A 23,158-nucleotide genomic window follows, 5' to 3' on the forward strand; every position below is an offset into this window, starting at 1 on the left:
CGTGCCCGCGTAGGAGGCCGTCCTTATTTGGACAAAAGTCGCATCGCTTCCTCAAGGCCTTTTATCGTCAACGGGAACATGCGCTGGTTCACCAGTTGCTGGATCACGGCGATGCTTTGCCGGTACTGCCAGACGCCTTGCGGCTCGGGGTTGATCCAGGCGAACTTGGGGAAGGCGTTGGTCAGGCGCTGCATCCATTCGGCGCCGGCTTCTTCGTTGTTGTATTCCACGCTGCCGCCGGGCTGCAAAATTTCGTAAGGGCTCATGGTCGCGTCGCCGACGAAGATGAGTTTGTAGTCCTTGTTGTACTTGCGGATGATGTCCCAGGTCGGGAATTTTTCGCTGAAGCGGCGGCGGTTGTTCTTCCACATGAAGTCGTAGACGCAGTTGTGGAAGTAATAAAACTCCAGGTGCTTGAACTCGGCCTTCACGGCCGAGAACATTTCCTCGACGCGGTGGATGTGCTCGTCCATGGTGCCGCCCACGTCCATCAGCAGCAGCACCTTCACGTTGTTGTGGCGCTCGGGCACCATCTTGATGTCCAGCCAGCCGGCATTGGCCGCGGTGGAGCGTATGGTGTCGTCCAGGTCCAGCTCTTCGACGTTGCCCTGGCGCGCGAACTTGCGCAGGCGCCGCAGCGCGACCTTGATGTTGCGCGTGCCGAGTTCCTGGGTGTCGTCGTAGTCCTTGTAGGCGCGCTGGTCCCAGACCTTCACGGCGCTCTTGTTGCGGCTTTTTTCCTGGCCTATGCGTATGCCCTGGGGGTTGAAGCCGTTGGCGCCGAAGGGCGAGGTGCCGCCCGTGCCTATCCATTTGCTGCCGCCTTCGTGGCGTTCCTTCTGTTCCTCAAAACGCTTTTTGAGCGTTTCCATGAGCTCGTCCCAGCCCATTTTTTCGATCTTGGCTTTTTCCTCGGGGCTCAGTTCGAGCTCAAGGTTTTTGCGCAGCCATTCGAGGGGGATGTCCTTGGTGAAGTCGGCCAGCATTTCGACGCCCTTGAAGTAGGCGGCAAAGGCGCGGTCGAACTTGTCGTAGTTTTTTTCGTCCTTCACGAGCACCGTGCGGCTCAGGTAATAGAAGTCGTCGATCTTCCAGGCGCCTTCTCCCGCATGGGCTTCGAGCTTGTCGCTGTTCGGGCCGACCACACCGGCCTGCAGCGCTTCGAGCAGCATCAGGTATTCCTTGACGGAGACCGGCAGCTTGGCCGAGCGCAGGGTGTAGAAAAAATCGATGAGCATGGAAGACTCCTTGGCGCCTGTTAACGCTTCAGGTTCGGGGTTTGTCCAGCAAATACAGCAGCTGCGCTTTGACTTCGGGCCATTCGCCGGCAGCGAGGCTGTACATCACGGTGTCGCGAATCGTGCCATCGCGGCGCAGCGCATGGCCGCGCAGCACGCCGTCCTTGCGCGCGCCCAGGCGTTCTATGGCGCGCTGGGAGGCGAAGTTGAAGTTGTCGGTGCGCCAGCCGACGATGTTGCAGCCCAGGGTGTCGAAGGCATGCGTGAGCATCAGCAGCTTGCAGGTGGTGTTGACGTGGGTGCGCTGGCAGCGCGCGGCGTACCAGGTGTAGCCGATCTCGACACGCTTGAGGTTGGGCACGATGTCGTGAAAACTCGTGGAGCCCAGCACCTCGCCGCTGGCCGCGTCGGTCACCGCGAAGGCGAAGCGGTTGGCCGTGGCGAGGGCTGTTTCGATGTAGCCGCAGGTTTCATGCGGCTCGGGCACGGAGGTGATGCGCAGCTTCCACAGTTCGCCGTCGGCGGCCGCGGCCTGGAGGCCGGCTTCGTGTTCGAGCGCGAGCGGGACCAGCTTGACGCCGCGCGCCGTGAGAGTGACGGGTTCTACGAAGGCCATCCGGCAATCCTTTTCCTGTTGAGCAGTGTGTTCACGTGGACTGCAGCCTGGCACAGGCCGCGGCGGCCTGGCCGCGCGGATTGTCCCGGCACAGTTTGTTGAGTTCATTCCTGGCACCGGCGTGGCCGGCATGGGCCGCGCGCACCAACAGCTCCACGGCATGCCAGGGGACGTCGGCGGCAGGGCGGTGCGGCGGCACCGGTCGCGCGGCGGCGGCCTTCTCGGATTCGAGGGAGACCTTGGCGCGCCGGCTCGGCGGCCCGGCGGCGGGCCGGCCTTCCAGCAGCTTCACGTAGTCATGGACCATCAGGTCGGCATCCGTCGCCGTCAACTGCTTGCGCGGGAGCGACAGCCAGGAGCGTGTGCCGGCGTCAGGCACATCGCTGAGCTTTCGGCCGGGCGCCGTCAGCATGGCGGCGACCTCGTCGGGCACAGCCTTGCCCAGGCCTGAGGCGCGCGACAGTTCGTCGGCGCTCATGGCGCCAGCCGCCGCGTTGCGTTCGGCGGCGCCGGCCGCGGCTGCCGCGTCGCCCGCGCCCAGCTCCGCCGCGCCGGCGGCCTTGCCTGCCTTCGCCGCCGCATTGGCGCCCTGTGTCACTTCGACGGCGCCGGCCACGCCCGCTGCGCCAGCCGCGCCTTTGCCGGCGGCACCGGCGGCGCCGGCGCCTTTTCCGGCAGCGGAGCCGAGTTTGCCTAGGGCGCCCCAGAAGGCATGGGACGGAACGGGGAGCAGTGCCAAGGCCAGCAATGCCGCCAGGCAACTGCCGTGCACGGCTGCGCGGCGGATGGGGGCTGTTGAGTGCTGCATGAACGTCTTCCGGTCAGGTGCTGCGGGTCAGTCGGCTTTCTTGCGGCGCGCGCGCCAGGCCCGCGCAAGCTGCAAACCGCCGCCGCCGCCCAGGCCGACCAGCGCGATGCCGGCGATGGCACCGTTGCCGTAGCCGGATTCAAAAATATCGAAGCCGAGCAAATGGCCGGCCCAGAAGCCGAGCAGCGCGCCGCCGATAAAACCGACCGCGTCGGACAGGCCTTCGACCAGCAAGGATTTTTGGCTCATGGATGAATCCCGTGTTCAGCGATTGTTGCGCTGCATGAAAACCAGCTTCTCGAACAGGGTCACGTCCTGCTCGTTCTTGAGCAGCGCGCCCACCAGCGGCGGCACGGCGACCTTGTCGTCCTTGCTTTGCAGGGCGTCCAGCGGGATGTCCTCGGCGACCAGCAGCTTGAGCCAGTCCAGCAGTTCGCTGGTGGACGGTTTCTTCTTGAGGCCGGGCAGGTTGCGCACGTCGTAAAACGTTTTCATCGCGGCCGTCAGCAGCTCTTTCTTGAGGTCCGGGAAGTGCACGTCCACGATCTGCTTCATGGTGTCGGCGTCGGGGAACTTGATGTAGTGGAAGAAGCAGCGGCGCAAAAACGCGTCGGGCAGTTCTTTTTCGTTGTTCGAGGTGATGAACACCAGCGGGCGGTGCCTGGCCTTGATGAGTTCGCGTGTTTCGTACACATAGAACTCCATGCGGTCGATCTCGCGCAGCAGGTCGTTGGGGAATTCGATGTCGGCCTTGTCGATCTCGTCGATCAGCAGCGCCACCGGCGTTTCCGAGGTGAAGGCCTGCCACAGCACGCCCTTGACGATGTAGTTGTGGATGTCCTTGACCTTTTCGCCGCCGTCCACGGTGGACAGCTGCGAGTCGCGCAGGCGCGACACCGCGTCATATTCATACAGGCCCTGCTGCGCCTTGGTGGTCGATTTGATGTGCCATTGCAACAGCGGCAGGCCCAGGGATTCGGCCACTTCCTCGGCCAGCATGGTCTTGCCGGTGCCGGGTTCGCCCTTGACCAGCAGCGGCTTTTTCAGGGCGGCGGCGGCGTTCACGGCAAGCATCAGGTCCTGGGTGGCGACGTAGTTCTTGGATCCTTGGAATTTCATGGTCTGGCGTCAATGTGAGCGGGTTTGGGGGGCTATTCTCTTGGTTTGAAAGCAGCCGGTGCTTTGGGGCAACAGGCCCAGATATAATCCGGGGTTGTTTATAAGATGAATTCCCACCTGATTGTGCGCGCAAAATGAATAAGCTGTTCACCACGATATTTGCCGTTGCTGTCTCTTGTGCGACGGCCGCCAGCCTGGCCCAGGAGATCAAGGGCGACGCCAAGGCCGGCGAAACCAAGAATGCCATGTGCATCGGCTGCCACGGCATCCAGGGTTACCAGGCCTCCTTCCCCGAGGTCTACAAGGTCCCGAAAATTTCCGGCCAGAGCGCCAAATACATCATCGCCGCGCTCAATGAATACAAAAAAGGCGAGCGCAAACATCCGACGATGCGTGCCATCGCCGACTCCCTGAGCGACCAGGACATCGCCGACCTCGCCGCCCACTACAGCGTCGACGGCATGACGGCCGCCGAACTGGCCAAAGCCGCCGAGCTGGCCAAGGCCGTCGCCGCGCCGGCCCAGGCTGCCTCCGCATCGGCCAAGGCCCCTGACGCCCCCAAGCCCAGCAAGGAACCCAGCGCTGAAGTCAAGGCGCTGCTGGACAAAGCCAATTGCGCGTCTTGCCACGGTAGCAACTTCAGCCTTCCGAACGAGGGATATCCCAAGATCGGCGGCCAGCACGCCGACTATCTCTTTGTGGCCCTGAAGGCGTACAAGATGGATCCCGGCAATCCCAAGGTCGGCCGTGGCAATGCTGTCATGGGTGCCATGATCAAGCCTTACACCAATACCGAGTTGAAGCTGCTGGCCAACTACCTGGCCTCCATCGACGGCGACCTGAAGACCATTCCGCAGAAGAAATTCCGCTAAGCCGGAAGATTCCGCCCAACAAAAAAGCCGCTGTTCCAGCGGCTTTTTTTATGGCTTGATTTCTCCCGGTTTCTACCAGCCGGGGCCGCGGGACTGGCTTTGCCAGACCGCAGGCGCAGCGGCCCCCTCGGGGGGCAGGGAGCTACACGCAGTGAGCGACCGTGGGGGCTAGTTAATCTTTTGTTGCCCGGCGTTGAACGCAGTCTATGTAAGCAGCGCCATCCGGCGGCCGCCCCGCACGTTGGCTTTCCCAGACCATCTGGCCCAGGCAGTCCATGGTTTCATGGTGGGCGTCGTGCAGGGAGTTGCGCCTGGCCGTCAGCAGTTCCACGGCCTGGCGTATACCGCGCGGCTGGTCAATGGAGCATTGCTCGCTGATCGACAGGTGCATGGACAGGTGCAGAAACGGGTTGGTCTTGCCGGCCTCGACGTCGTACATCTTTTCCAGCGCGGCGTCGGCATCGGCGAAATCCGCGTGGTATTCGGGGTGTTCTGCTATCCACTGGCTGGCGATGGTTTCAATCGCTTCCATGGGCTGGCCGGCGCGGCCTTTGGCATAGACGGAACAGAAGAAGCGGCGAACGTCGGCTTGCGAGGGCGTGAACATGGGCGAAAGCGTATCACGCGGGTGTTTTCCAATGCCGGCCTGGGGTTGTGCTTTTCAGCGCTTGGGCCACGGGGCTCCCCGGTCACGTCCTACAGACAGTTTTTCTGCCCCTGCCTATATTACGAAGCACAGTGGCGCAGTCCCGGGGCAAGGCCACTCCATAACCATCCACAAGCCCGGCGAGGAGATTTTCAAATGAACGCAGCACGCATCACAGGCATTGTCCTGATCGTTTTGGGCCTGGCCGGATTTTTCACCGGCGGTTTCAGCTTCACCAAGGACACGACGGCCGCCAAGCTGGGACCCATCCAGCTGACCGTGAAGGAAAAAGAGTCGGTCAACATTCCGCAGTGGCTGAGCCTGGGGGCTATCGTTCTCGGTGCGGTTGTCCTGGTCGTGGGCTTCAAGAAAAGCTGATCTGACTTCATCTGCGTAAATCTGCGTCATCTGCGGATTTGAAAGAATTTATCCGCAGATTTCGCAGATGAACGCAGATTGAAAACAAGACCTCAATGATCCCTTGAGGGGGAAGTGTCTCCCCGTCGCGTCGTAAATAGCGTTAACACGCCCTAGTTGCGTTGAACGCTCAGCAGGCGCGAGATGGTCTGAGCCGCTTCGAGCAGTTGCGGCAGCATGCTCTCCTGCATGACCTTGGCGCTGGTGCGGTTGGCCTGGCCGCTGATGTTGAGGGCGGCCACCGTCTGGCCGGCGCGGTTGGTAATCGGCGCCGCCATGGACACCAATCCCTCTTCCAGTTCCTGGTTCACCAGGCACCAGCCCTGCTTGCGCGCCTGGGCCACCTTGGCCACCAGCTCTTTCACATCGGTCACGGTGTATTTGGTGCGGGCCGTCAATGTTGAGGCCTGCAGGCACTTCATGAGTTCGGCCTCGGGCAGGGCCGACAGCAGCATGCGGCCCATGGAGGTGCAATAAGCCGGCAGGCGCGAGCCCACGCCCAGGCTGATGCTCATGATCTTATGTGTGGGCACGCGCAGCACGTAGACGATGTCCGTGCCGTCCAGCACCGCGGCCGAGCACGATTCCTTGACCTCGCCGACCAGCGCTTCCATCACCGGCTCGGCCAGGTTCCAGATCGGCATGGACGACAGGTAGGCAAAGCCCAGGTCCAGGATGCGCGGCGTGAGGCTGAAGAGTTTGCCGTCGGTAGTGACATACCCCAGCGTTTCCAGCGTCAGCAGGATGCGGCGCGCGCCCGCGCGGCTCAGGCCGCTGCGCCCGGCGACTTCGGTCAGCGTCTGCCGCGGCGCGTCGGCGCTGAAGGAGCGTATGACCTCCAGCCCGCGCGCAAAGGACTGGACATAGCCGTCGCCCGGCTTGTGGGCTGTGGCGGGCGTGGATGCGGCGTTTGCCATGGTGGGGGAAATCTCCTAAAATTCATTATACGAACTCTTGTTCTAATGTCGAACAATATTTGACGCGGCCCCCATTCAATGTGAGGCAGCCGCCGTACCTGGAGACTTCTGGATGATCAACAAGATTGCCGCTTCCGTCGCCGACGCGCTGGCGGATGTGAAAGACGGCTCAACGGTGCTGATAGGCGGCTTCGGCACTGCGGGCATTCCCAACGAGCTGATTGACGGCCTGATCGCGCAGGGCGCCAAGGACCTCACAGTGGTGAACAACAACGCGGGCAATGCCGAAGTCGGCCTGGCCGCGCTGCTCAAGGCCGGGCGCGTGCGCAAGATCATCTGCAGCTTTCCGCGCCAGGCCGACAGCCAGGTGTTTGACGGCCTGTACCGCAGCGGCAAGCTGGAGCTCGAGCTGGTGCCGCAGGGCAACCTGGCCGAACGCATACGCGCGGCGGGCGCCGGCATAGGCGCATTCTTTTGCCCCACGGGCTTCGGCACCGAACTGGCCCTGAACGCCGACGGCAGCGCCAAGGAAACCCGCGAGATCAACGGCCGGCAGTACGTGCTCGAGATGCCGATCTACGGCGACGTGGCGCTGATCAAGGCCGAACGCGGCGACCGCTGGGGTAACCTGACTTACCGCATGGCGGCGCGCAACTTCGGCCCGGTGATGGCGACGGCGGCAAAGAAAACCGTTGCCACCGTGCATGACATCGTTGAACTCGGGGAACTCGATCCCGAAACCATCGTGACGCCGGGCATCTTCGTCCACCACGTCGTCAAAATCCCACGCATCGCCACCCAGGCCGGCGGTTTGAAGAAAGCGGCATGACCATGACTTACCAACGCCGCAGCAAGGAGCAGCTCGCCGCCCGCGTCGCGCAGGATATTTTTGACGGGGCCGTCGTCAACCTCGGCATAGGCCAGCCCACGCTGGTGGCCAACCATCTGCCGGCAGGGCGCGAGGTCATCCTGCAAAGCGAGAACGGCATCCTCGGCATGGGCCCGGCGCCCGCCGAAGGCCAGGAAGACTACGACCTGATCAACGCCGGCAAGCAGCCGGTGACGCTGCTCAAGGGCGGCGCCTTCTTCCACCACGCCGACAGCTTCGCGATGATGCGCGGCGGCCACCTCGACATCTGCGTGCTGGGCGCCTTCCAGGTCTCGGCCACCGGCGACCTGGCCAACTGGAGCACCGGCGAGCCCGGCGCGATTCCGGCCGTGGGCGGCGCCATGGACCTGGCCATAGGCGCGCGGCAGACCTGGGTCATGATGGACTTGCTGACCAAGCAGGGCGCCAGCAAGCTGGTGAGCCAATGCAGCTACCCGCTGACCGGCATAGGCTGCGTCAAGCGCGTGTATTCAGACCTGGCGACACTGGAATGCACGCCGCATGGCTTGAAGCTGATCGACACCGTCGAAGGCCTCTCGCACGCGGAACTCGAAAAACTGGTCGGCCTGCCGATCGCGGCCGCCTGAACCCCACCCTCTTCGACAAAGACCACACACCATGACCCAAGCTTTTATCTGCGACGCGATCCGCACCCCCTTCGGCCGCTACGGCGGCGCCCTGAGCAGCGTGCGCACCGACGACCTGGGCGCGATCCCGCTGAAGGCGCTGATGGCGCGCAACCCGAATGTCGACTGGCAGGCCGTCACCGACGTGATCTACGGCTGTGCCAACCAGGCCGGCGAAGACAACCGCAACGTGGCGCGCATGGCGGCCTTGCTGGCCGGCCTGCCCATGGACGTGCCGGGCGCCACGATCAACCGCCTGTGCGGCTCGGGCCTGGACGCCCTGGGCACGGCGGCGCGCGCCATCAAGTCGGGCGAGGCCACCTTGATGATCGCCGGCGGCGTTGAAAGCATGAGCCGCGCGCCCTTCGTGATGCCCAAGGCCGAAAGCGCTTTCAGTCGCGCCAATGCTGTCTACGACACGACGATCGGCTGGCGCTTCATCAACAAGCTGATGAAAGAAAAGTACGGCGTCGACGCGATGCCCGAGACCGCCGAGAACGTGGCCACCGATTACAAGATCAGCCGCGAAGACCAGGACAAGATGGCGCTGGCGAGCCAGCTGAAAGCCGTGGCCGCGCAAAAGGCCGGCTACTTCGATGCCGAGATCACGCCGGTGACGATTGCCCAGAAAAAGGGCGACCCCATCGTGGTCAGCAAGGACGAGCATCCGCGCGAGACCTCGCTCGAAGCGCTGGCCAAACTCAAGGGCGTGGTGCGGCCCGACGGTTCGGTGACCGCCGGCAATGCCAGCGGCGTGAACGACGGCGCCTGCGCGCTGCTGCTGGCCGATGAAGCCACGGCCGCAAAAAATGGCCTCACGCCGCGCGCCCGCGTCGTCGGCATGGCGACCGCCGGCGTCGCGCCGCGCATCATGGGCATAGGCCCGGCGCCGGCCACGCAAAAAGTGCTGGCGCTGACCGGCCTCACCATCGAACAGATGGACGTGATCGAACTCAACGAAGCCTTCGCCGCGCAAGGCCTGGCCGTGCTGCGCATGCTGGGCGTGCGGGACGACGACCCGCGCGTCAACCCGAACGGCGGCGCGATCGCGCTGGGCCACCCGCTGGGCGCCTCGGGCGCGCGGCTGGCGACCACGGCCGTCAACCAGCTGCACAAGGGCGGCGGGCGTTATGCGCTGGCCACCATGTGCATAGGCGTGGGGCAGGGCATTGCGGTGATTCTCGAGCGCGTCTGAGCGGCGGCCTCCCATGGACTCCGCCCCGCTGAAACGCCGCGCGCTGCTGCTGGTGTCGCTGGCCTCGGCCGGCCTGCCGGCATGGGCCCAGGACGGCAAGGCCATCAAGATCATCGTGCCTTTCGCGCCCGGCGGCGGCAATGACGTGTTCGCGCGCCAGATGGCCAAAAGCCTGGGCGAACTGCGCAGGCAGAGCGTCATCGTCGACAACAAGCCCGGTGCCGGCGGCAACGTGGGAACCGAGCAGGTGGTGCGCAGCGCCGCGGACGGCAGCACGCTGCTGCTCGGGCATTCGGGCACGGTGTCCATCAACCCGGCGCTCTACAAACAGCTCAAGTTCGACCCGCAGAAAGACCTGGCGCCGGTCGCCATGTTCGCCTCGTCGGCGCTGGTGCTGGTGGTGCCGGCCGCGTCGCCCGTGAAAACCGTGGCCGACCTGGTGGCCCTGGCCAAATCCCAACCGGGCAGCCTCAACTACGCGTCCAGCGGCAGCGGCACGGGCGGCCACCTGACGGGTGAGCTGTTCGAGCAGAAAAGCGGCGTGAAGATAGGCCACATCCCGTACAAGGGCACGGCGCCCGGCCTCACCGACCTGGTGGGCGGGCAGGTGCAGATGATGTTCAGCGTGATCCCGCCGGCGCTGGCGCTGGTCAAGAGCGGCCGGCTGCGCGCCGTGGCCGTCACGGGCAACCAGCGCCTGCCTTCGCTGCCGGAGGTGCCCACCGTCGCCGAGTCGGGTGTCGCGGGCCTGGCCGGCTTCGAGAGCACGCTGACCTACGGCATCCTCGCGCCGCGCAACACGCCGCCGGCCGTGGTCAAGGAACTGGCGGAGCAGATGCTGAAGATCGCCGCCACCGCGGATTTCCAGTCGCGGCTGGGCGTGGAGGGCGCGGTGCCCTTGCTGGGCGGACCGGCCGAGTACGCCGCGCTGATCCGCCGGGAAAGCGCCAAGTGGGCGGACATTGTGAAAGTCTCCGGCGCCACGGTGGAGTGACGCTGCCGGATAACATGGCGCCTGCCGCCCCTTGCGCCTGTACACCACGGCCTTGGCTTGCCCCCAGTCTGAAAGACACGCCGTGAGTTTCCCGCTGATCACCGACCCCTATTTCTACGCAGTCGCCGTTCCCGCCGTGCTGATGCTGGGCGTCAGCAAAAGCGGTTTCGGCGCGGGCTTCGGGTCGCTGGCGGTGCCGGTGATGGCGCTGGCGGTCACGGTGCCGCAGGCCGCCGCCATCCTGATGCCGGTGCTGCTGTTGATGGACCTGCTGGGGCTGGCGGCCTTTCGCCGCGACTTCGATTTCAAGTTCCTCAAATTCCTGGTTCCTTTCGGCCTGGTGGGCACGCTGGTGGGGGCATTGCTGTTCAAGGTGCTGGATGCCAAGGTGGTCGCGGCCCTGGTGGGAATATTCACCTTGTTGTTTTTGGCGCAGCGCCTGCTGTTCCCGCCCCGGCCCGACAGCCCGCCGCCGCCGCGCTGGCTGGGGGCGATCCTGACGGTGACTTCGGGGTTCACGAGCTTCGTCTCCCATGCCGGCGGGCCGCCGCTGAGCGCCTATGTGATCCCCATGCGCCTGAGCCCGGTGAAGTTCACGGCGACCATGGCGGCCTTCTTTTTTGTCATCAACCTGTCCAAGTGGATTCCCTATGCCTGGCTGGGCCTGCTGGACCTGCGCAACATGGCGACCTCGCTGGCCCTGCTGCCGCTGGCGCCGCTGGGCGTGTGGATGGGCGTACGCATGGCGCGCAGCATCAGCCCGGTGTTGTTTTACCGCCTGCTCTACGTGGGTATGCTGCTGACCGGCTGCAAATTGCTCTGGGATGGCTTTCACTGAGGGCAGCCCTTAGCGCTATTCGCCTCTCGCGTCCAGTGTGATGCCAGCGCGGCCCCATGCCCCGATGGGTTTTAGCCCGGCCCCGGGGACTTTTACCGGCATGCATTTCGCGAATTTCTGTGAGAATCGCGGGCATGAGAACAATATGCTTACATTGCAGTTGACCTTCCCTTCATGACCACCGTTGTTTTTGCCGATCTCGTGGGCAGCACCAGCATGTTTGAACGGCTGGGCGATGAGACCGCGTCGCGTTTCGTGACGCAGCTCATCGGCGTGCTCAGCCAGGTGTTCCAGCAGCACCAGGGCCGGGTCGTCAAGCTGCTGGGCGACGGCCTGTTCGTGGTCTTCCCCAACGAGGGCGACGCGCTCTCGGCCTGCATCAGCATCCAGAAGCGCCTGCAGGAAAAACCCATCAAGCCCGGCGGCAGCGGCGCGCCGGTGCAGATGCAGATGGGCATCGAGTCGGGCGAAGTGGTCGAGATCGACGGCGACTGCTTCGGCGACACCGTGAACTCCGCCGCCCGGCTGGCCGACCTGGCCGGCGCCGCGCAAATCCTCACCACCGAAAACGTCTGGACGGCGCTGCTGCCGGTGCAAAGGGCCGCGCTGCGCAGCATGGGCCCGATGTACCTGCGCGGCCGGGCCGAGGCCAGCCACGTTTATCGGGTCGAATGGCAGACCGGGCGCGACGAAGACGCCACCATGGCCGGCCGCTCCATGTTCGCCTCGCCCAGCCAGGCCTTCCTGGAGCTGAGCTTTGCCGGGCAGACGGTGCGGCTGGACGCCAAAAGCAGCAAGCTGGCGCTGGGCCGGGGCGCCGACGCGGCGCTGAACCTGAACGACCCGCGCGTCTCGCGCATGCATGCCACGCTGGAGTGGCGCGGCGGGCAATTCGTGCTGACCGACGCTTCCAGCTACGGCACCTGGGTCTACCTGGGCAACCAGAGCGAAGCGGTGGTGCTGCGGCGCACCGAGTGCTACCTGGTGGGCAGCGGCCACATCGTGCCGGGCTGCGACCGCAAGGACGACAACGCGCCGCTGGTCGCGTTTTCGATACGCACCTGAGCGCGGACGGGCGCGGCGGGCCGGAAAAAGTTACCGGTTTTCAAAGGTTTGTCCGTCCGGCGATGCAGGCTAGAATCGTTTTTGTTTCAAGACGTAGCCGGGCTTCCGGGCAGCCCGCAGGCCATCCCGCCTTTTTTGCCGCCCCGCCCATTTCGCCCAATTCCACCTCCTCATGAGTCTCAAGAAGCTTGGCCGATACGATCTGATCAGCGTCCTCGGCAAGGGCGCGATGGGGCTGGTGTACGAGGGACGCGACCCGAACCTGGACCGGCGCGTGGCGATCAAGACCATCAAGGTGGAAAACCTCTCCGAGGAAGCCGCCGCCGAATACGAGGTGCGCTTTCGCACCGAGGCCCGTTCGGCCGCACGCCTGCAGCACCCCCACATCGTCAGCGTCTACGACTCCGACCGCGACGGCGACATCGCCTTCCTGGTCATGGAATTCATCGACGGCGACGACCTCAAGCACCACCTGGACAGGGGTGACCTCTACACCTTGGAGCAGACCCTGGGCATCATGGGCGACCTGCTGTCGGCGCTGGACTATGCGCACCGGCAAAGCATCGTGCACCGCGACATCAAGCCGGCCAACCTGCTGATAGAGACCGGCGGGCGGGTCAAGCTCACCGACTTCGGTGTGGCGCGCATCCAGGATTCGGGCGAGGCCACGCGCACGCAGGGCTCCATGGTGGGCACGCTCAAATACATGTCGCCCGAGCAGGTGCAGGGCCGGCCGATAGACGCGCGGGCCGATTTGTTCGCCGCCGGCATCGTGCTGTACCAGCTGCTGACGGGCAAGCGGCCCTTCGACGGCGACACCGACTTCTCCACCATCCAGCAGATCGTGGGCCACACGCCCGCCGCGCCCAGCAGCTTCAACCCCAAACTACCCGCCGCGATCGACGCGGTGGTGTTCAAGGCCCTCGCCAAGTCGCGCGACCAGCGCTATGCCGGCGCGCAGGAATTCCTCACGGCGCTGCAGGCCGCGGCCCGCGAAGCGGCCGACACCAAGGTGCTGCCGCCGGCGCTGCCGCCCGGGCCGGGCACCAACTCGACCTGGACGTCGACGCTGCTGGCCGGCGAAGCGCTGGTCGGCCTGCAGTCGGGCACCAGCGCCAACATCTCGGTGGTGACGCAGGAACTCGAACTGGTTTACTGGAAAGAGATCAAGGAATCCATGGATGTCGAAGACATCCAGGGTTTTCTCACCAAATTCCCCTCCGGCATCTATGCCGACCTGGCGCGCCGCCGCCTCAGAAAGATGGGTGTGCCGGGCGGTGAGGATTCCGACATCGGCAGGCGCCTGGGCACCGGCACCTTGATCGTTCCGCGCCCGGTGGACCTGGACGCGTCCGTGCCCGGGGCAAGTGGTTCGGGCACGTCGACCGACATGGCCTGGCAGGCGCTGGAGGAAGCCGCGGCGCAGGCGCCGGTGACGCCCCCCGCAATGCCGCCCGCGCCCGCCGCGGACGACCCGGATGCCACACGGCTGGGTGCGCCGGTGATGGCCATGCCGGCGCAGGCCGAACCGCAGCCGCCAGCGCAGGAACAAGCTTCCGAGTGGCCTGAAACCGTGTTCAGCGACGCCGCCCTGTCGCCAGCAGAACCCAAGGCCGCCGCAGCGGCTGCCGCCAACCCCGCAGCGCCGGTTGCCGCCACCGAGTCCTCCGCCAGGCCGGCGAGGGCGGAGTCCAGGCGCAAGCCCCGCCCGGCCGAGCCGGTGGCCGCCGCAAAAACTTCCGCACCGACATCCCGCTACCTGGCCCTGGGCGTGGCCGGCCTGGTGGGCCTGGCCCTCCTGGGGATAGGCCTCAAACAGTGCAGCAAGCCGAAGGCGCCGGTGGCGGAGTCCACCTTGCCGGCGGCTGCGGCTGCCAATGCCGGTGCGGCGGCGCCTGCACCGGCGGCCAAGGCTCCGGAGCCGGTGGTGCAGGCCGCGCAGGCCCAGCCCGCAGCGGCGACGGCGTCGGCTCCGGCCACAGCGGCCGCACCCCTGTCTCCTGCGTCCAAGGCCGCGGCGGCCCAGGCCCTTGCGGCCAGGAAGGCCGCCCTGGAGAAGGAGCGGCAGGCCAAACAGCAGGCGGCACAGGGCAAACCTGGTGGCGCCGCGGCCACGCCGGCGGCCGCCGAGCATGCCGCCGCGCCGGCGCCGTCATCCGCGCCGTCCGGCAATCCGCGCCAGGCCTGTGAAGACCGCATGCTGATCGGTTTCCAGATCTGCATGAATGACCAATGCGCCAAGCCGGCCTTCACCAACCATCCGGTGTGTGTGGAGCGCCGCGCGATGGAGCAGCGGCGGCGCGAGGCCGAGCAGCTCAGGCGCTAAACGCGAGGCGGGGACCTCCACAGAGGCGCTTCCCCGCCCCTTTCCTGTTTATTCCGCGTTCGGCGCTTCCGGGCCGTCCTGCCAGCCGGCGGGCCGGCGCTGCGCCTGCTGCTGGCGCTCCTGGGCCAGTTGCTCCTCCAGTTGCAGCCGCCCCTGCGTGGCCACGGCGATGACCTTGGTGCGGTCCTTGCGGTGCGGGTACATACGCTCGAACAGGTCGAGGTTGTGCTGGCGAAAACGCATGGCGGCCTGGCGTGCTTCGTGCGGCGGCTGGCCCAGCAGTTCCAGCACGCTGCGCGCGCTGCGCAGGCTGGACTCGAAGACCTCGCGTTCGACCAGCATCACGCCGCGGTCGCGCAGCGCGTTCCAGTGCGTCACGTCGCGCGCTCGGGCGACGATCTGCATCTGCGGGAAGTTCTCACGCGCGATGTCGACGATCTTGAGCGACTGCTCCATGTCGTCCACCGACAGCACCAGGATCTTGGCCGTGGCCGCGCCGGCGGTGCGCAGCAGGTCCAGGCGCGTCGCGTCGCCGTAGAAGACGCGGTAGCCGAAGGCGCGCACGGTTTCTATCATCTCGGCGTCGTGGTCCAGCACCGTGGCCGGGATGCCTTGGGCCAGCAGCATGCGGCCGACGATCTGGCCGTAGCGGCCGAAGCCGGCGATGATGATGGGCGCTTCCTGCTGCTCGGAGATTTCCTCCATCTGGGGCAGGTTGCAGTTGGCGTAGCGCGGCACCCAGAATTTGTCGACGGCCACCAGCAGCAGCGGGCTCAGCAGCATGGACAGCGCCACCGCGCCTATCAGCAGCGATGCTGTCTCGGCGGAAAACACCTGGGCCCCGGCGGCCGCCTGGAACACCACGAAGGCGAACTCGCCGCCCTGGGCCAGCAGCACCGCGAACACCGGGCGCTCCTGGAAGGGCAGCTTCATGAGTTTGGCCAGGCCATAGATCACGGCCAGCTTCAGGCCCAGGAAACCGAACAGGATGACGGCCATCAGGCCGGGTGAGCGCCACAGCACGCCGAAGTCGATGCTCATGCCCACGGCGATGAAGAACAGGCCCAGCAGCAGGCCCTTGAAGGGTTCGATGTCGGTTTCCAGTTCGCGCCGGTACTCGCTTTCCGCCAGCAGCACGCCGGCCAGGAAGGCGCCCAGCGCCATGGACAGGCCGACGAACTGCATCAGCGCCGCGATGCTGACCACCAGCAACAGCGAGGCCGCCGTGAAGATCTCGGGCGTGCCGCTGTTGGCGATCCAGCGCAGCAGGGGGCGCAGCAGCAGGCGGCCGCCCAGGATGATGGCGGCGATGGCACCGACGATCTTCAGCGCTTCGAGGGCCCGGCCGCTGTGGCTGACGGCCTCGTTGTCGCCGGCCATGGCGCCCAGCAGCGGCAGCAGCGCCAGGATGGGGATGGCCGCGACGTCCTGGAACAGCAGGATGGAAAAGCCCGCCTGCCCGCTCGAGGTCGGCATCAGGTGGCGCTCGCCCATGGCCTGCAGCGCGATCGCGGTGGACGACAGCGCTAGGCCCAGCCCGGCGACCAGCGCGATCTGCCAGCCCACGCCGAAAGCCATGGCCGTGCCGGTGAGCAGGGCGGCGCAGCCCAGCACCTGCGCGCTGCCCCAGCCGAAGATGGGCCGGCGCAGGTTCCACAGGCGTTTGGGTTCGAGTTCCAGGCCGATCAGGAACAGCATCAGCACCACGCCGAACTCGGCGAAATGCAGGATGTCCTGCACGTTGGTGACCAGGCCCAGGCCCCAGGGGCCTATGCCTATGCCGGCGGCCAGGTAGCCGATGATGGAGCCCAGGCCGAGTTTTTTGGCCAGGGGCACCGCGATGACGGCGGCGGCCAGATAAATAAAGCTGTTGACCAGCCAGGTCGGCGCGTGCTCCATCAGAGGGCCCTCACGGCATCGGTGGTGGCTTCGTGCTCGACAAGCCGGTCCTTCATGGGCACCACGCAGGCGGCGCATTGCTCCAGGTCTTCGAGTTCGGGCCAGTCGGGGTAGCTTTGCAGGCGCTGGCTGAAGGTGGCGACGTGGCTGGCGACGGTCTGCCGGTCGACGCTGTGGGCGCCGTGCAGCACCAGCGGCGGCAAAAAGCGCATGCCGCACAGGGCCGCGCTTTGTTCATAGGGCGGCAGGAAGGCGTCAAAAAAGTAGCGGTTGTAGCCTTGCGGGTGGTAGGAGTCCTCGGGGCCGCCGGTGGTGGCGACCAGCCACAAGTCCTTGCCTTGCAGCGCCCGGCCCTTGCCGTGGCCCTCGTCGTCATTACCTTCGCCGTAAGCCCAGCCGTAGCTGAAGACGTCGTCGAGCCAGAGCTTTTGCAGCGGGGGCATGGAATACCACTGGATGGGGTGCAGCAGCACCACCAGCTGCGCGCGTTCCAGGGCGGCCTGCTCCCTGGGCACGTCGATGGCGTAGTCGGGATAACTCGAGTAAAGGTCTTGCACCTGCACGCGCGGCAAGGCCCGCGCGGCCTCCATCAGGGGGCGGTTGACCCGCGATTCGCGCCAGGCCGGATGGGCCGCAATGACATAAATGTCAGGGTTGGCCGTGCCGTCCGTGGGTTTTTCTGTGGTTGTGATAACGCTGTCCATGCCGTTACCATAGCGGAAAAGCAAGACCAAGAGTTCCCCAGAACGACAAGTTCCAAACCGAGGAGATTCGCATGCCCGTGGTTGTGATCGCCAATCCGAAGGGGGGCGTCGGAAAAACGACGCTGGCCACCAACGTTGCCGGATACTTCGCCAGCCAGGGCCATTCGGTCATGCTGGGGGACGCCGACCGGCAGCAGTCTTCGCGGCTGTGGCTGGGCCTCAGGCCGCCGGCCGCCCGGCAGATCGCCACCTGGGATGTGAACGCCGACCTGATCGTCAAGCCGCCCAGGGGCACGACGCACGTGGTGCTGGACACCCCCGGCGGCCTGCACGGCTGGCGCTTCAACGACGTCCTCAAGCTGGCCGACAAGGTCATCGTGCCGCTGCAGCCCAGCGTGTTCGACATCTTCGCCACCCGCACTTTCCTGGACCAGCTCGCCGAGCACAAACACGCCGGCAAGATGCAGGTGGGCATTGTCGGCATGCGCGTGGACTCGCGCACCATCGCCGCCGACAAGCTGCGCGGCTTCGTCGAAGGCCTGGGGTTGCCGGTGCTGGGCTACCTGCGCGACACACAGAACTACATCCACCTGGCGGCCCGCGGCCTGACCCTGTTCGACGTGGCGCCCAGCCGGGTCGAAAAAGACATGGAGCAGTGGAAAGCCATCTGCCAGTGGCTGGACCGCTGAGAACGGGCTTCGGCGTGGGGGCTTGTCGCTGAGCCGACAAACGCTGCGCGGCCCTGCCGCTACAGTGGCGGCATGAGAATTTTTGAGACATTGGCCGAACTGGCCGCCTGCACCGGCCAGGAAGTCGCCGTCAGCGACTGGATCACCATCACCCAGCAGCAGGTCAACCTGTTCGCCGAGGCCACGGGCGACCACCAGTGGATACACGTCGATGTCGAAAAAGCCGCCGCCGGGCCGTTTGGCGGGCCGATCGCGCACGGTTTTTTGACCTTGTCGCTGCTGCCGCGCTTTTTTGAGTCGTCTTTTGACATCACCGGCTCGCGCATGGGCGTGAACTACGGCCTCAACAAGGTGCGCTTCACGGCGCCTGTGCCGGTGGGCAGCCGCCTGCGGGGGCGCATGAAGCTGCTGGCTGCCGAGGCCGTCGCCGGGGACGGCATGCAGATGAACTGGGAAGTGACGGTGGAGCGTGAGGGCTCCGCCAAGCCGGTTTGCGTGGCCGAGTCGCTGGTGCGGCGTTATCCCTGAGCGGGTGGGGAGTCCGGGCGCCTAGATGCGCAGCAGCTGGCCGGCCGGCAGCCAGCCTTCAAACACTTCGATCAGGCTGTTGATGCGTTCGGCCGCTTCGCCCTGGCTGTGCGTCTGTGCGATGCACTGGTGCAGGTCGCTGCGCAGCAGCCACAACTCGGCCGGCGTTTTAGCCATGTTGATCCGGTAGATGACCCGTTGGGAACGCATGTCGCGGCAGTCGTGCAGCAAGGCCAGCAGGCTTTCGCGGACCTGTTCCAGCGGCACGCGGTCGACCGGGCGCCCGGAATCGGAAAAGGCAGGCGCCGCCATGCCCAAAATACGTTTGATGACCGTGTTCACTGAAGACTCCAGCCAGTCTTGTGAACTGGGACTATGGGAAGGGATAAGGCCGGATTCGCCGGGTGTCGGCATCCACGCGCTTAAAAAGTCGAAGGATCGATCATAGGGTTTTCACCTACTTTCTGGCAAGGCATTTGGGCCGCCCTCAGATGGACGGCGGGTAGGCCGTCAGCCGGTCGTCAGCCTTGCGCCGCGCCGCCAAAACCGTTCTGCCGCCAGGCCTCGAACACCGTGACGGCCACGCTGTTGGACAGGTTCAGGCTGCGCTGGCCGGGCCGCATGGGCACTTTGAGGCGCTGGGTGGGGGCAAAGGACTCCCGCAACTCCGGCGCCAGGCCGCGGGTTTCTGCGCCAAACACCAGCCAGTCGCCGGGGAGGAAGCGCATGTCATAAATGCTGCCCGACCCCCGGGTGGTCATGGCAAACAGGCGGTCTGCGGGTGGTTGCTCACTTTCGAGCATGGCCTGCCAGTTCGCATGGCGCAGCAGCTGCGCGTACTCGTGGTAATCCAGCCCGGCGCGGCGCATGTGCTTGTCGTCCATCGAAAAGCCCAGCGGCTCCACCAGGTGCAGCCGGCAGCCGGTATTGGCCGCCAGCCGGATCACATTGCCGGTGTTGGGCGGGATTTCGGGTTCGACCAGAACGATATTGAACATGCGGGAGACCGGTGAAGGGAGCCCGGGATTCTAGGCGGGCGCCGTTCGTGCAAGCACCACGGCCGTGATGTGCGCAGCGCCCGCATCCCGCAAAACCTGCGCGGCGGTGTACAGCGAAGCGCCGCTGGTCATCACGTCGTCCACCAGCACCACGCGCCGGCCGCGCAGTTCCGCCGCGCGCAGCGGGTCGACCTGGAAGGCGCCTTTGACATTGGCCAGCCGCTCCGGGCGCTTGAGCAGGCTTTGCGGGCGGGTGTGCCTGACGCGCAGCAGCAGCCGGGCGTCGGGGCGGGCGGATGTCTGTGTCTGCCGGGCCAGCGCGGCGCACAGCTCCCAGGCCTGGTTGAAGCCGCGTGACTGCAGGCGTTCCGCCGACAGCGGTATCGGAAGCAGCCAGTCGTCGGGCCCCAGTTCGCCAAACACCTGGGCAAGGCCGGGCGACTGCAGCAGCAGCGCCGCAAAAAAGCCGGCCCAGCCATGCCGTTCACCGAACTTGTAGCCGGCAACCAGCGTGGACCAGGGATAGGCATAGGCCACGCCGGCGAAGGCGCGGTCCAGCGGGGGCGCTTCGATGGCGCAGGCGCCGCACAGCGGCGGGCCGCATCGAAGCCCGCCGGAAAGATCGGCCGGCAAGGCCAGCGCGCAGCAAATGCAGCGCTGTGCCGGCGGTGCAAAACGGGCCACACAAGGCGCGCACACCTGCCGCGCGGGCCAGCTGCGGCAGACCGCGCACTGGCTGGCGATTCCGGAGGCAAAGCCGGAAAGGGGTGAGAGGAATGCGGGGGACGCAAGCAGGCGGGTGAACACCGTGTCAATATACTCGCGTACTTTTCAGCGATACACGTTCTCTTCCTTTGCCTTCCTCCATGACCCCCACCGAACGCCCGCCCACGCTGGACCCGATTGCCGTGAGCCGCTGGGAGCGCAGCGCGCCTTTGGCCTCGCCGTGGCTGCATGAGGAAGTGGCGCGCCGCATGATGGACCGGCTGCAGTGGATCAAGCTGCAGCCGCAGGCCTGGGTGCATTGGGGCGCGCTGCGCGGCGGGCTGCAGGCCCATGCGCAACTGGCGAAAACCTACCCGGGTGCGACGGCCTTCGTGCTGGAAAACGGGCCAGGGCGCCAGCAGGAGGCGATGAAGCACATCGTGGCCCCCTGGTGGACGCCGCGGCGCTGGACGGCCGCCCCGGTGCGCTTCGAAGCGCCGCCGGCCGGCAGTGCCGACATGCTGTGGGCCAACATGGCGCTGCATGAATCGGCCGACCCGCAGGCCTTGCTGGCCCAATGGCACCGGGCGCTCAAGGTCAACGGCTTCCTGATGTTTTCCTGCCTGGGCCCCGACACCGCGAAGGAGCTGCGCGAGGTCTATGCGCAACTGGGCTGGCCGCCCGCGGGCCATGAACTGACCGACATGCACGACTGGGGCGACATGCTGGTGCAGACCGGTTTTGCCGAACCGGTGATGGACATGGAGCGCATCACATTGACTTACGCGACACCCGCGCGGCTGCTGCAGGACCTTGCCGAGCTGGGCCGCAACTTCCACCCTGCGCGCTTTCCGGCCCTGCGCGGGCGTGCCTGGAGGGCGCGGCTTGAAGACGCACTGGGCCGCCATCTCGCCAAAGGCGAGGACGGGCGCCTGTCGCTGACCTTCGAAGTCATTTACGGCCACGCGCTGAAGGCACCGCCCAAGGTCAAGGTCAGCGCGCTCAGCGCGGTGTCGGTCGCCGACATGCGCAGCATGCTGCAGGGCGGGCGGCCCGGCGCCTGAGAACTTGCTTCGGGCCCGGGCTGTTGCGCGGGCGCCCATAGCGCCTGCCGCGAGCGCCGGTTCAGGGGCTTTTTCAGGGGAGCGGCAGGGCAAACCGGCTACAATTCACAACAGAATTTTGGGGATGTTCCCAAGCCTCATGCGGCCCATGCCCGGCATGGACTGTTGTTTTTTTGGGGGGTTGCCGCATGCTGCAGCCAACGCCAGCGTTTCGTTTTGCCACCCTGCCCGCGCAGGGCACCCACAGCCACGATGCTGTGCTGTGGCTTCTCAAGCGTCACTGTTCACTCACCCCGGCCCAACTGGGGTGGCTGTACGTGTCGCTGTGCGGCGTTTCGCTGGGCATCGCGGCATTCTTCTGGGCCCAGGGCGCCACCATGGTGATGCCTTTTGCCTGGGCCGAGTTGCTCGCGGTGGGCGCGGCTTTTGTGGTGTATGCCCGCCATGCGGGGGACGGTGAAAAAATCGTCCTCGAAGGCGGGCAGCTGGTGGTGGAACTGGAGACGGCGGGGCGCACCGAGCGCGCGGAGTTCAACCGCGAATGGGTGCGAATCGAGCCCACGGATGGAGACGGCTCGCTGATCGAAGTGTCGGGGCAGGGGCGGTCGGTGCAGGTGGGGCGGCATGTGCGGCCTGAACTGCGCCCGGCCCTGGCCCGCGAGATCCGGATGGCGTTGCGGGGCGGTTGAAGAGGCGCTGAAAGTCTCGCGTCAGTTCAGGTGCGGCGGGGGGACCCGCCGCTAACTTTATAATCAGCCGGTTAATTTGGTCGGTAATTGAAGCAGAAAAAGTGATCACGATGAACGTAAGCAACACCATGAGCAAAATGACACGGCTTGGCATGCAGCATGCAGGCGCAATTCTGGTATCTGCGGCCGCCTGGGTCAGCACCGCCGCTTACGCCGTCAAGGACCTGGACGGTGGCCCGGCCGTCAACCAGCTGAATCTGCACCCGGCCGTGACCAAGATCGCCGCAGAGCAGCAGTGGCTGCACTGGTTCATGATGGCCATCTGCCTCGTGATCTTCGTGGCGGTGTTCGGTGTGATGTTCTATTCCATCCTGAAGCACCGCAAGTCGGTGGGCCACAAGTCGGCCAACTTCCACGAGTCCACCGCCGTTGAAATCGCCTGGACCATCGTTCCCTTCATCATCGTGATCGCCATGGCCCTGCCGGCCACCAAGGTGCTGGTCGCCCAGAAGGACACCACCGCCGCCGACCTCACCATCAAGGCCACCGGCATCCAGTGGAAATGGGGCTATGACTACATCAAGGGCGAAGGCGAAGGCATCGGCTTCGTCTCCACGCTGGACAACACCCACCGCGAAATGTCCAACAACGGCGGCCCCAAGGCCGGCGAAGCTCCCGACAACTACCTGCTCAAGGTCGACAACCCGCTGGTCGTTCCCGTCAACAAGAAAATCCGCATCATCACCACCGCCAGCGACGTGATCCACGCCTTCGCGGTGCCGGCCTTCGGCATCAAGCAGGATGCGATTCCCGGCTTCGTGCGCGACACATGGTTCCGCGCCGAGAAACCAGGCGACTACTACGGCCAGTGCCAGGAGCTCTGCGGCAAGGAACACGCCTACATGCCCATCCACGTGAAGGTCGTGTCCGCCGCCGACTACACCGCCTGGGTTGCCGTCAAGGCCAAGGAAGCCGCCGCCAAGGCCGATGATCCTTCCAAGGTCTGGACCCTGGGCGACCTCAAGGCCCGCGGCGAAAAAGTCTACAACGCCAATTGCGCCAGCTGCCACCTGCCCAGCGGCAAAGGCGCCGGCCCCATCAAGCCGCTGGACGCCTCGCCCATCGTGCTGGATGCCGACCACGGCAAGCAGATCGAAATCGTGCTGAATGGCAAGGGCGGCCCGGGCGGCATGCCTTCCTGGAAGGCGCTCAGCGACACCGACATCGCCGCCGTGATCAGCTACTCCAAGAACAACTGGTCCAACCAGACCGGCCAGATCGTCCAGCCCGCCGAAGTGCAGGCTGCCCGCAAGTAA

The 23,158-nt window shown here is 65.7% G+C and carries 26 protein-coding genes; 14 read left to right on the plus strand and 12 right to left on the minus strand.

The annotated features are described in order from the left end of the window. Positions 1–23 precede the first annotated feature (23 nt). From ACSQ27_RS16405 to ACSQ27_RS16425, 5 genes are read right to left on the minus strand one after another with little or no spacing between them, the layout of a single operon-like run. On the minus strand, positions 24–1,238 hold the full coding sequence (locus ACSQ27_RS16405) for a vWA domain-containing protein (protein ID WP_436156565.1): 1,215 nt from the start codon (positions 1,236–1,238) through the stop codon (positions 24–26). A 28-nt stretch (positions 1,239–1,266) separates the two neighbouring features. Continuing rightward, on the minus strand, positions 1,267–1,854 hold the full coding sequence (locus ACSQ27_RS16410) for a GNAT family N-acetyltransferase (RefSeq protein WP_436156566.1): 588 nt from the start codon (positions 1,852–1,854) through the stop codon (positions 1,267–1,269). A 31-nt stretch (positions 1,855–1,885) separates the two neighbouring features. After that, on the minus strand, positions 1,886–2,662 hold the full coding sequence (locus ACSQ27_RS16415; protein ID WP_436156567.1) for a hypothetical protein: 777 nt from the start codon (positions 2,660–2,662) through the stop codon (positions 1,886–1,888). 27 nt (positions 2,663–2,689) lie between these two features. Next, positions 2,690–2,911, minus strand: a complete 222-nt coding sequence (locus ACSQ27_RS16420; protein ID WP_436156568.1) for a hypothetical protein — start codon at positions 2,909–2,911, stop codon at positions 2,690–2,692. 15 nt (positions 2,912–2,926) lie between these two features. Beyond that, entirely contained in the window at positions 2,927–3,781 is an 855-nt protein-coding gene (locus tag ACSQ27_RS16425) for an AAA family ATPase (RefSeq protein ID WP_436156569.1), read from the minus strand. Positions 3,782–3,915: 134 nt separating this feature from the next. Here ACSQ27_RS16425 and ACSQ27_RS16430 point away from each other — a divergent pair, with 134 nt between their 5' ends. Beyond that, the gene (locus ACSQ27_RS16430) at positions 3,916–4,653 is read left to right on the plus strand and encodes a c-type cytochrome (RefSeq protein ID WP_436156570.1); all 738 of its coding nucleotides are present in this window, start codon (positions 3,916–3,918) and stop codon (positions 4,651–4,653) included. Positions 4,654–4,825: 172 nt separating this feature from the next. Here the strand turns inward: ACSQ27_RS16430 and ACSQ27_RS16435 are convergent, their stop codons facing one another. Further along, positions 4,826–5,260, minus strand: coding sequence for a DUF1841 family protein (locus ACSQ27_RS16435; RefSeq protein ID WP_436156571.1), 435 nt, complete (start codon positions 5,258–5,260; stop codon positions 4,826–4,828). 195 nt (positions 5,261–5,455) lie between these two features. Here ACSQ27_RS16435 and ACSQ27_RS16440 point away from each other — a divergent pair, with 195 nt between their 5' ends. Continuing rightward, entirely contained in the window at positions 5,456–5,677 is a 222-nt protein-coding gene (locus tag ACSQ27_RS16440) for a hypothetical protein (RefSeq protein WP_436156572.1), read from the plus strand. Between the two features lie 152 nt (positions 5,678–5,829). On the opposite strand, the gene ACSQ27_RS16445 is transcribed toward ACSQ27_RS16440, so the two are convergent. Further along, positions 5,830–6,633, minus strand: coding sequence for an IclR family transcriptional regulator (locus ACSQ27_RS16445; protein WP_436156573.1), 804 nt, complete (start codon positions 6,631–6,633; stop codon positions 5,830–5,832). Between the two features lie 112 nt (positions 6,634–6,745). Between ACSQ27_RS16445 and ACSQ27_RS16450 the strand changes: the two genes are divergently transcribed. The 7 genes from ACSQ27_RS16450 (at position 6,746) to ACSQ27_RS16480 (ending at position 14,566) form a co-directional block, all read left to right on the plus strand. Then, positions 6,746–7,462, plus strand: coding sequence for a 3-oxoacid CoA-transferase subunit A (locus tag ACSQ27_RS16450; protein ID WP_436156574.1), 717 nt, complete (start codon positions 6,746–6,748; stop codon positions 7,460–7,462). 2 nt (positions 7,463–7,464) lie between these two features. Beyond that, entirely contained in the window at positions 7,465–8,109 is a 645-nt protein-coding gene (locus ACSQ27_RS16455; RefSeq protein ID WP_436156761.1) for a 3-oxoacid CoA-transferase subunit B, read from the plus strand. A gap of 31 nt (positions 8,110–8,140) precedes the next feature. Further along, complete coding sequence (gene pcaF, locus ACSQ27_RS16460; protein ID WP_436156575.1) at positions 8,141–9,343, plus strand: 3-oxoadipyl-CoA thiolase; 1,203 nt, start codon at positions 8,141–8,143, stop codon at positions 9,341–9,343. A 13-nt stretch (positions 9,344–9,356) separates the two neighbouring features. After that, the gene (locus ACSQ27_RS16465; RefSeq protein WP_436156576.1) at positions 9,357–10,337 is read left to right on the plus strand and encodes a Bug family tripartite tricarboxylate transporter substrate binding protein; all 981 of its coding nucleotides are present in this window, start codon (positions 9,357–9,359) and stop codon (positions 10,335–10,337) included. A gap of 82 nt (positions 10,338–10,419) precedes the next feature. Beyond that, positions 10,420–11,175 (plus strand): sulfite exporter TauE/SafE family protein, encoded by a 756-nt coding sequence (locus ACSQ27_RS16470; protein ID WP_436156577.1) that lies wholly within the window; start codon positions 10,420–10,422, stop codon positions 11,173–11,175. 174 nt (positions 11,176–11,349) lie between these two features. Next, positions 11,350–12,240, plus strand: a complete 891-nt coding sequence (locus ACSQ27_RS16475) for an adenylate/guanylate cyclase domain-containing protein (protein ID WP_436156578.1) — start codon at positions 11,350–11,352, stop codon at positions 12,238–12,240. Between the two features lie 172 nt (positions 12,241–12,412). Next, positions 12,413–14,566 (plus strand): serine/threonine-protein kinase, encoded by a 2,154-nt coding sequence (locus ACSQ27_RS16480; protein ID WP_436156579.1) that lies wholly within the window; start codon positions 12,413–12,415, stop codon positions 14,564–14,566. A 48-nt stretch (positions 14,567–14,614) separates the two neighbouring features. Here ACSQ27_RS16480 and kefC read toward each other — a convergent pair whose 3' ends face one another. Continuing rightward, a complete protein-coding gene (kefC, locus tag ACSQ27_RS16485; protein ID WP_436156580.1) occupies positions 14,615–16,465 on the minus strand; it encodes a glutathione-regulated potassium-efflux system protein KefC in 1,851 nt (616 codons plus the stop codon). Next, positions 16,465–17,169: an NAD(P)H-dependent oxidoreductase gene (locus ACSQ27_RS16490; RefSeq protein WP_436156581.1), complete on the minus strand. Its 705-nt coding sequence runs from the start codon at positions 17,167–17,169 to the stop codon at positions 16,465–16,467. The genes kefC and ACSQ27_RS16490 overlap by 1 nt, the downstream gene beginning before the upstream one ends. A gap of 71 nt (positions 17,170–17,240) precedes the next feature. Here ACSQ27_RS16490 and ACSQ27_RS16495 point away from each other — a divergent pair, with 71 nt between their 5' ends. Further along, entirely contained in the window at positions 17,241–17,858 is a 618-nt protein-coding gene (locus ACSQ27_RS16495) for an AAA family ATPase (protein WP_436156582.1), read from the plus strand. A gap of 72 nt (positions 17,859–17,930) precedes the next feature. After that, positions 17,931–18,386 carry a MaoC family dehydratase gene (locus tag ACSQ27_RS16500; RefSeq protein ID WP_436156583.1) on the plus strand — a complete coding sequence of 152 codons (456 nt, stop codon included), beginning with the start codon at positions 17,931–17,933 and terminating at the stop codon, positions 18,384–18,386. A gap of 21 nt (positions 18,387–18,407) precedes the next feature. Here ACSQ27_RS16500 and ACSQ27_RS16505 read toward each other — a convergent pair whose 3' ends face one another. The 3 genes from ACSQ27_RS16505 to ACSQ27_RS16515 form a co-directional block, all read right to left on the minus strand. Next, on the minus strand, positions 18,408–18,728 hold the full coding sequence (locus tag ACSQ27_RS16505; protein ID WP_436156584.1) for a hypothetical protein: 321 nt from the start codon (positions 18,726–18,728) through the stop codon (positions 18,408–18,410). Positions 18,729–18,907: 179 nt separating this feature from the next. Then, complete coding sequence (locus ACSQ27_RS16510; protein WP_436156585.1) at positions 18,908–19,384, minus strand: tRNA (cytidine(34)-2'-O)-methyltransferase; 477 nt, start codon at positions 19,382–19,384, stop codon at positions 18,908–18,910. Between the two features lie 30 nt (positions 19,385–19,414). Further along, positions 19,415–20,191: a ComF family protein gene (locus tag ACSQ27_RS16515; protein WP_436156586.1), complete on the minus strand. Its 777-nt coding sequence runs from the start codon at positions 20,189–20,191 to the stop codon at positions 19,415–19,417. Positions 20,192–20,250: 59 nt separating this feature from the next. Between ACSQ27_RS16515 and ACSQ27_RS16520 the strand changes: the two genes are divergently transcribed. The 3 genes from ACSQ27_RS16520 (at position 20,251) to coxB (ending at position 23,158) form a co-directional block, all read left to right on the plus strand. Further along, positions 20,251–21,153: a methyltransferase domain-containing protein gene (locus ACSQ27_RS16520; RefSeq protein ID WP_436156587.1), complete on the plus strand. Its 903-nt coding sequence runs from the start codon at positions 20,251–20,253 to the stop codon at positions 21,151–21,153. 188 nt (positions 21,154–21,341) lie between these two features. Further along, entirely contained in the window at positions 21,342–21,842 is a 501-nt protein-coding gene (locus tag ACSQ27_RS16525; RefSeq protein ID WP_436156588.1) for a DUF2244 domain-containing protein, read from the plus strand. Between the two features lie 137 nt (positions 21,843–21,979). Continuing rightward, complete coding sequence (coxB, locus tag ACSQ27_RS16530) at positions 21,980–23,158, plus strand: cytochrome c oxidase subunit II (RefSeq protein ID WP_436156762.1); 1,179 nt, start codon at positions 21,980–21,982, stop codon at positions 23,156–23,158.

Source organism: Polaromonas sp. LjRoot131 (genome assembly GCF_964252805.1).
Taxonomy (GTDB): domain Bacteria; phylum Pseudomonadota; class Gammaproteobacteria; order Burkholderiales; family Burkholderiaceae_C; genus Polaromonas.

Bases quoted from the DNA above. Each gene is read 5' to 3' on its own strand.
- ACSQ27_RS16405 (WP_436156565.1), bottom strand. From the start codon at position 1,238: ATGCTCATCGATTTTTTCTACACCCTGCGCTCGGCCAAGCTGCCGGTC.
- ACSQ27_RS16410 (WP_436156566.1), bottom strand. From the start codon at position 1,854: ATGGCCTTCGTAGAACCCGTCACTCTCACGGCGCGCGGCGTCAAGCTG.
- ACSQ27_RS16415 (WP_436156567.1), bottom strand. From the start codon at position 2,662: ATGCAGCACTCAACAGCCCCCATCCGCCGCGCAGCCGTGCACGGCAGT.
- ACSQ27_RS16420 (WP_436156568.1), bottom strand. From the start codon at position 2,911: ATGAGCCAAAAATCCTTGCTGGTCGAAGGCCTGTCCGACGCGGTCGGT.
- ACSQ27_RS16425 (WP_436156569.1), bottom strand. From the start codon at position 3,781: ATGAAATTCCAAGGATCCAAGAACTACGTCGCCACCCAGGACCTGATG.
- ACSQ27_RS16430 (WP_436156570.1), top strand. From the start codon at position 3,916: ATGAATAAGCTGTTCACCACGATATTTGCCGTTGCTGTCTCTTGTGCG.
- ACSQ27_RS16435 (WP_436156571.1), bottom strand. From the start codon at position 5,260: ATGTTCACGCCCTCGCAAGCCGACGTTCGCCGCTTCTTCTGTTCCGTC.
- ACSQ27_RS16440 (WP_436156572.1), top strand. From the start codon at position 5,456: ATGAACGCAGCACGCATCACAGGCATTGTCCTGATCGTTTTGGGCCTG.
- ACSQ27_RS16445 (WP_436156573.1), bottom strand. From the start codon at position 6,633: ATGGCAAACGCCGCATCCACGCCCGCCACAGCCCACAAGCCGGGCGAC.
- ACSQ27_RS16450 (WP_436156574.1), top strand. From the start codon at position 6,746: ATGATCAACAAGATTGCCGCTTCCGTCGCCGACGCGCTGGCGGATGTG.
- ACSQ27_RS16455 (WP_436156761.1), top strand. From the start codon at position 7,465: ATGACTTACCAACGCCGCAGCAAGGAGCAGCTCGCCGCCCGCGTCGCG.
- pcaF (WP_436156575.1), top strand. From the start codon at position 8,141: ATGACCCAAGCTTTTATCTGCGACGCGATCCGCACCCCCTTCGGCCGC.
- ACSQ27_RS16465 (WP_436156576.1), top strand. From the start codon at position 9,357: ATGGACTCCGCCCCGCTGAAACGCCGCGCGCTGCTGCTGGTGTCGCTG.
- ACSQ27_RS16475 (WP_436156578.1), top strand. From the start codon at position 11,350: ATGACCACCGTTGTTTTTGCCGATCTCGTGGGCAGCACCAGCATGTTT.
- ACSQ27_RS16480 (WP_436156579.1), top strand. From the start codon at position 12,413: ATGAGTCTCAAGAAGCTTGGCCGATACGATCTGATCAGCGTCCTCGGC.
- kefC (WP_436156580.1), bottom strand. From the start codon at position 16,465: ATGGAGCACGCGCCGACCTGGCTGGTCAACAGCTTTATTTATCTGGCC.
- ACSQ27_RS16490 (WP_436156581.1), bottom strand. From the start codon at position 17,169: ATGGACAGCGTTATCACAACCACAGAAAAACCCACGGACGGCACGGCC.
- ACSQ27_RS16495 (WP_436156582.1), top strand. From the start codon at position 17,241: ATGCCCGTGGTTGTGATCGCCAATCCGAAGGGGGGCGTCGGAAAAACG.
- ACSQ27_RS16500 (WP_436156583.1), top strand. From the start codon at position 17,931: ATGAGAATTTTTGAGACATTGGCCGAACTGGCCGCCTGCACCGGCCAG.
- ACSQ27_RS16510 (WP_436156585.1), bottom strand. From the start codon at position 19,384: ATGTTCAATATCGTTCTGGTCGAACCCGAAATCCCGCCCAACACCGGC.
- ACSQ27_RS16520 (WP_436156587.1), top strand. From the start codon at position 20,251: ATGACCCCCACCGAACGCCCGCCCACGCTGGACCCGATTGCCGTGAGC.
- ACSQ27_RS16525 (WP_436156588.1), top strand. From the start codon at position 21,342: ATGCTGCAGCCAACGCCAGCGTTTCGTTTTGCCACCCTGCCCGCGCAG.
- coxB (WP_436156762.1), top strand. From the start codon at position 21,980: ATGACACGGCTTGGCATGCAGCATGCAGGCGCAATTCTGGTATCTGCG.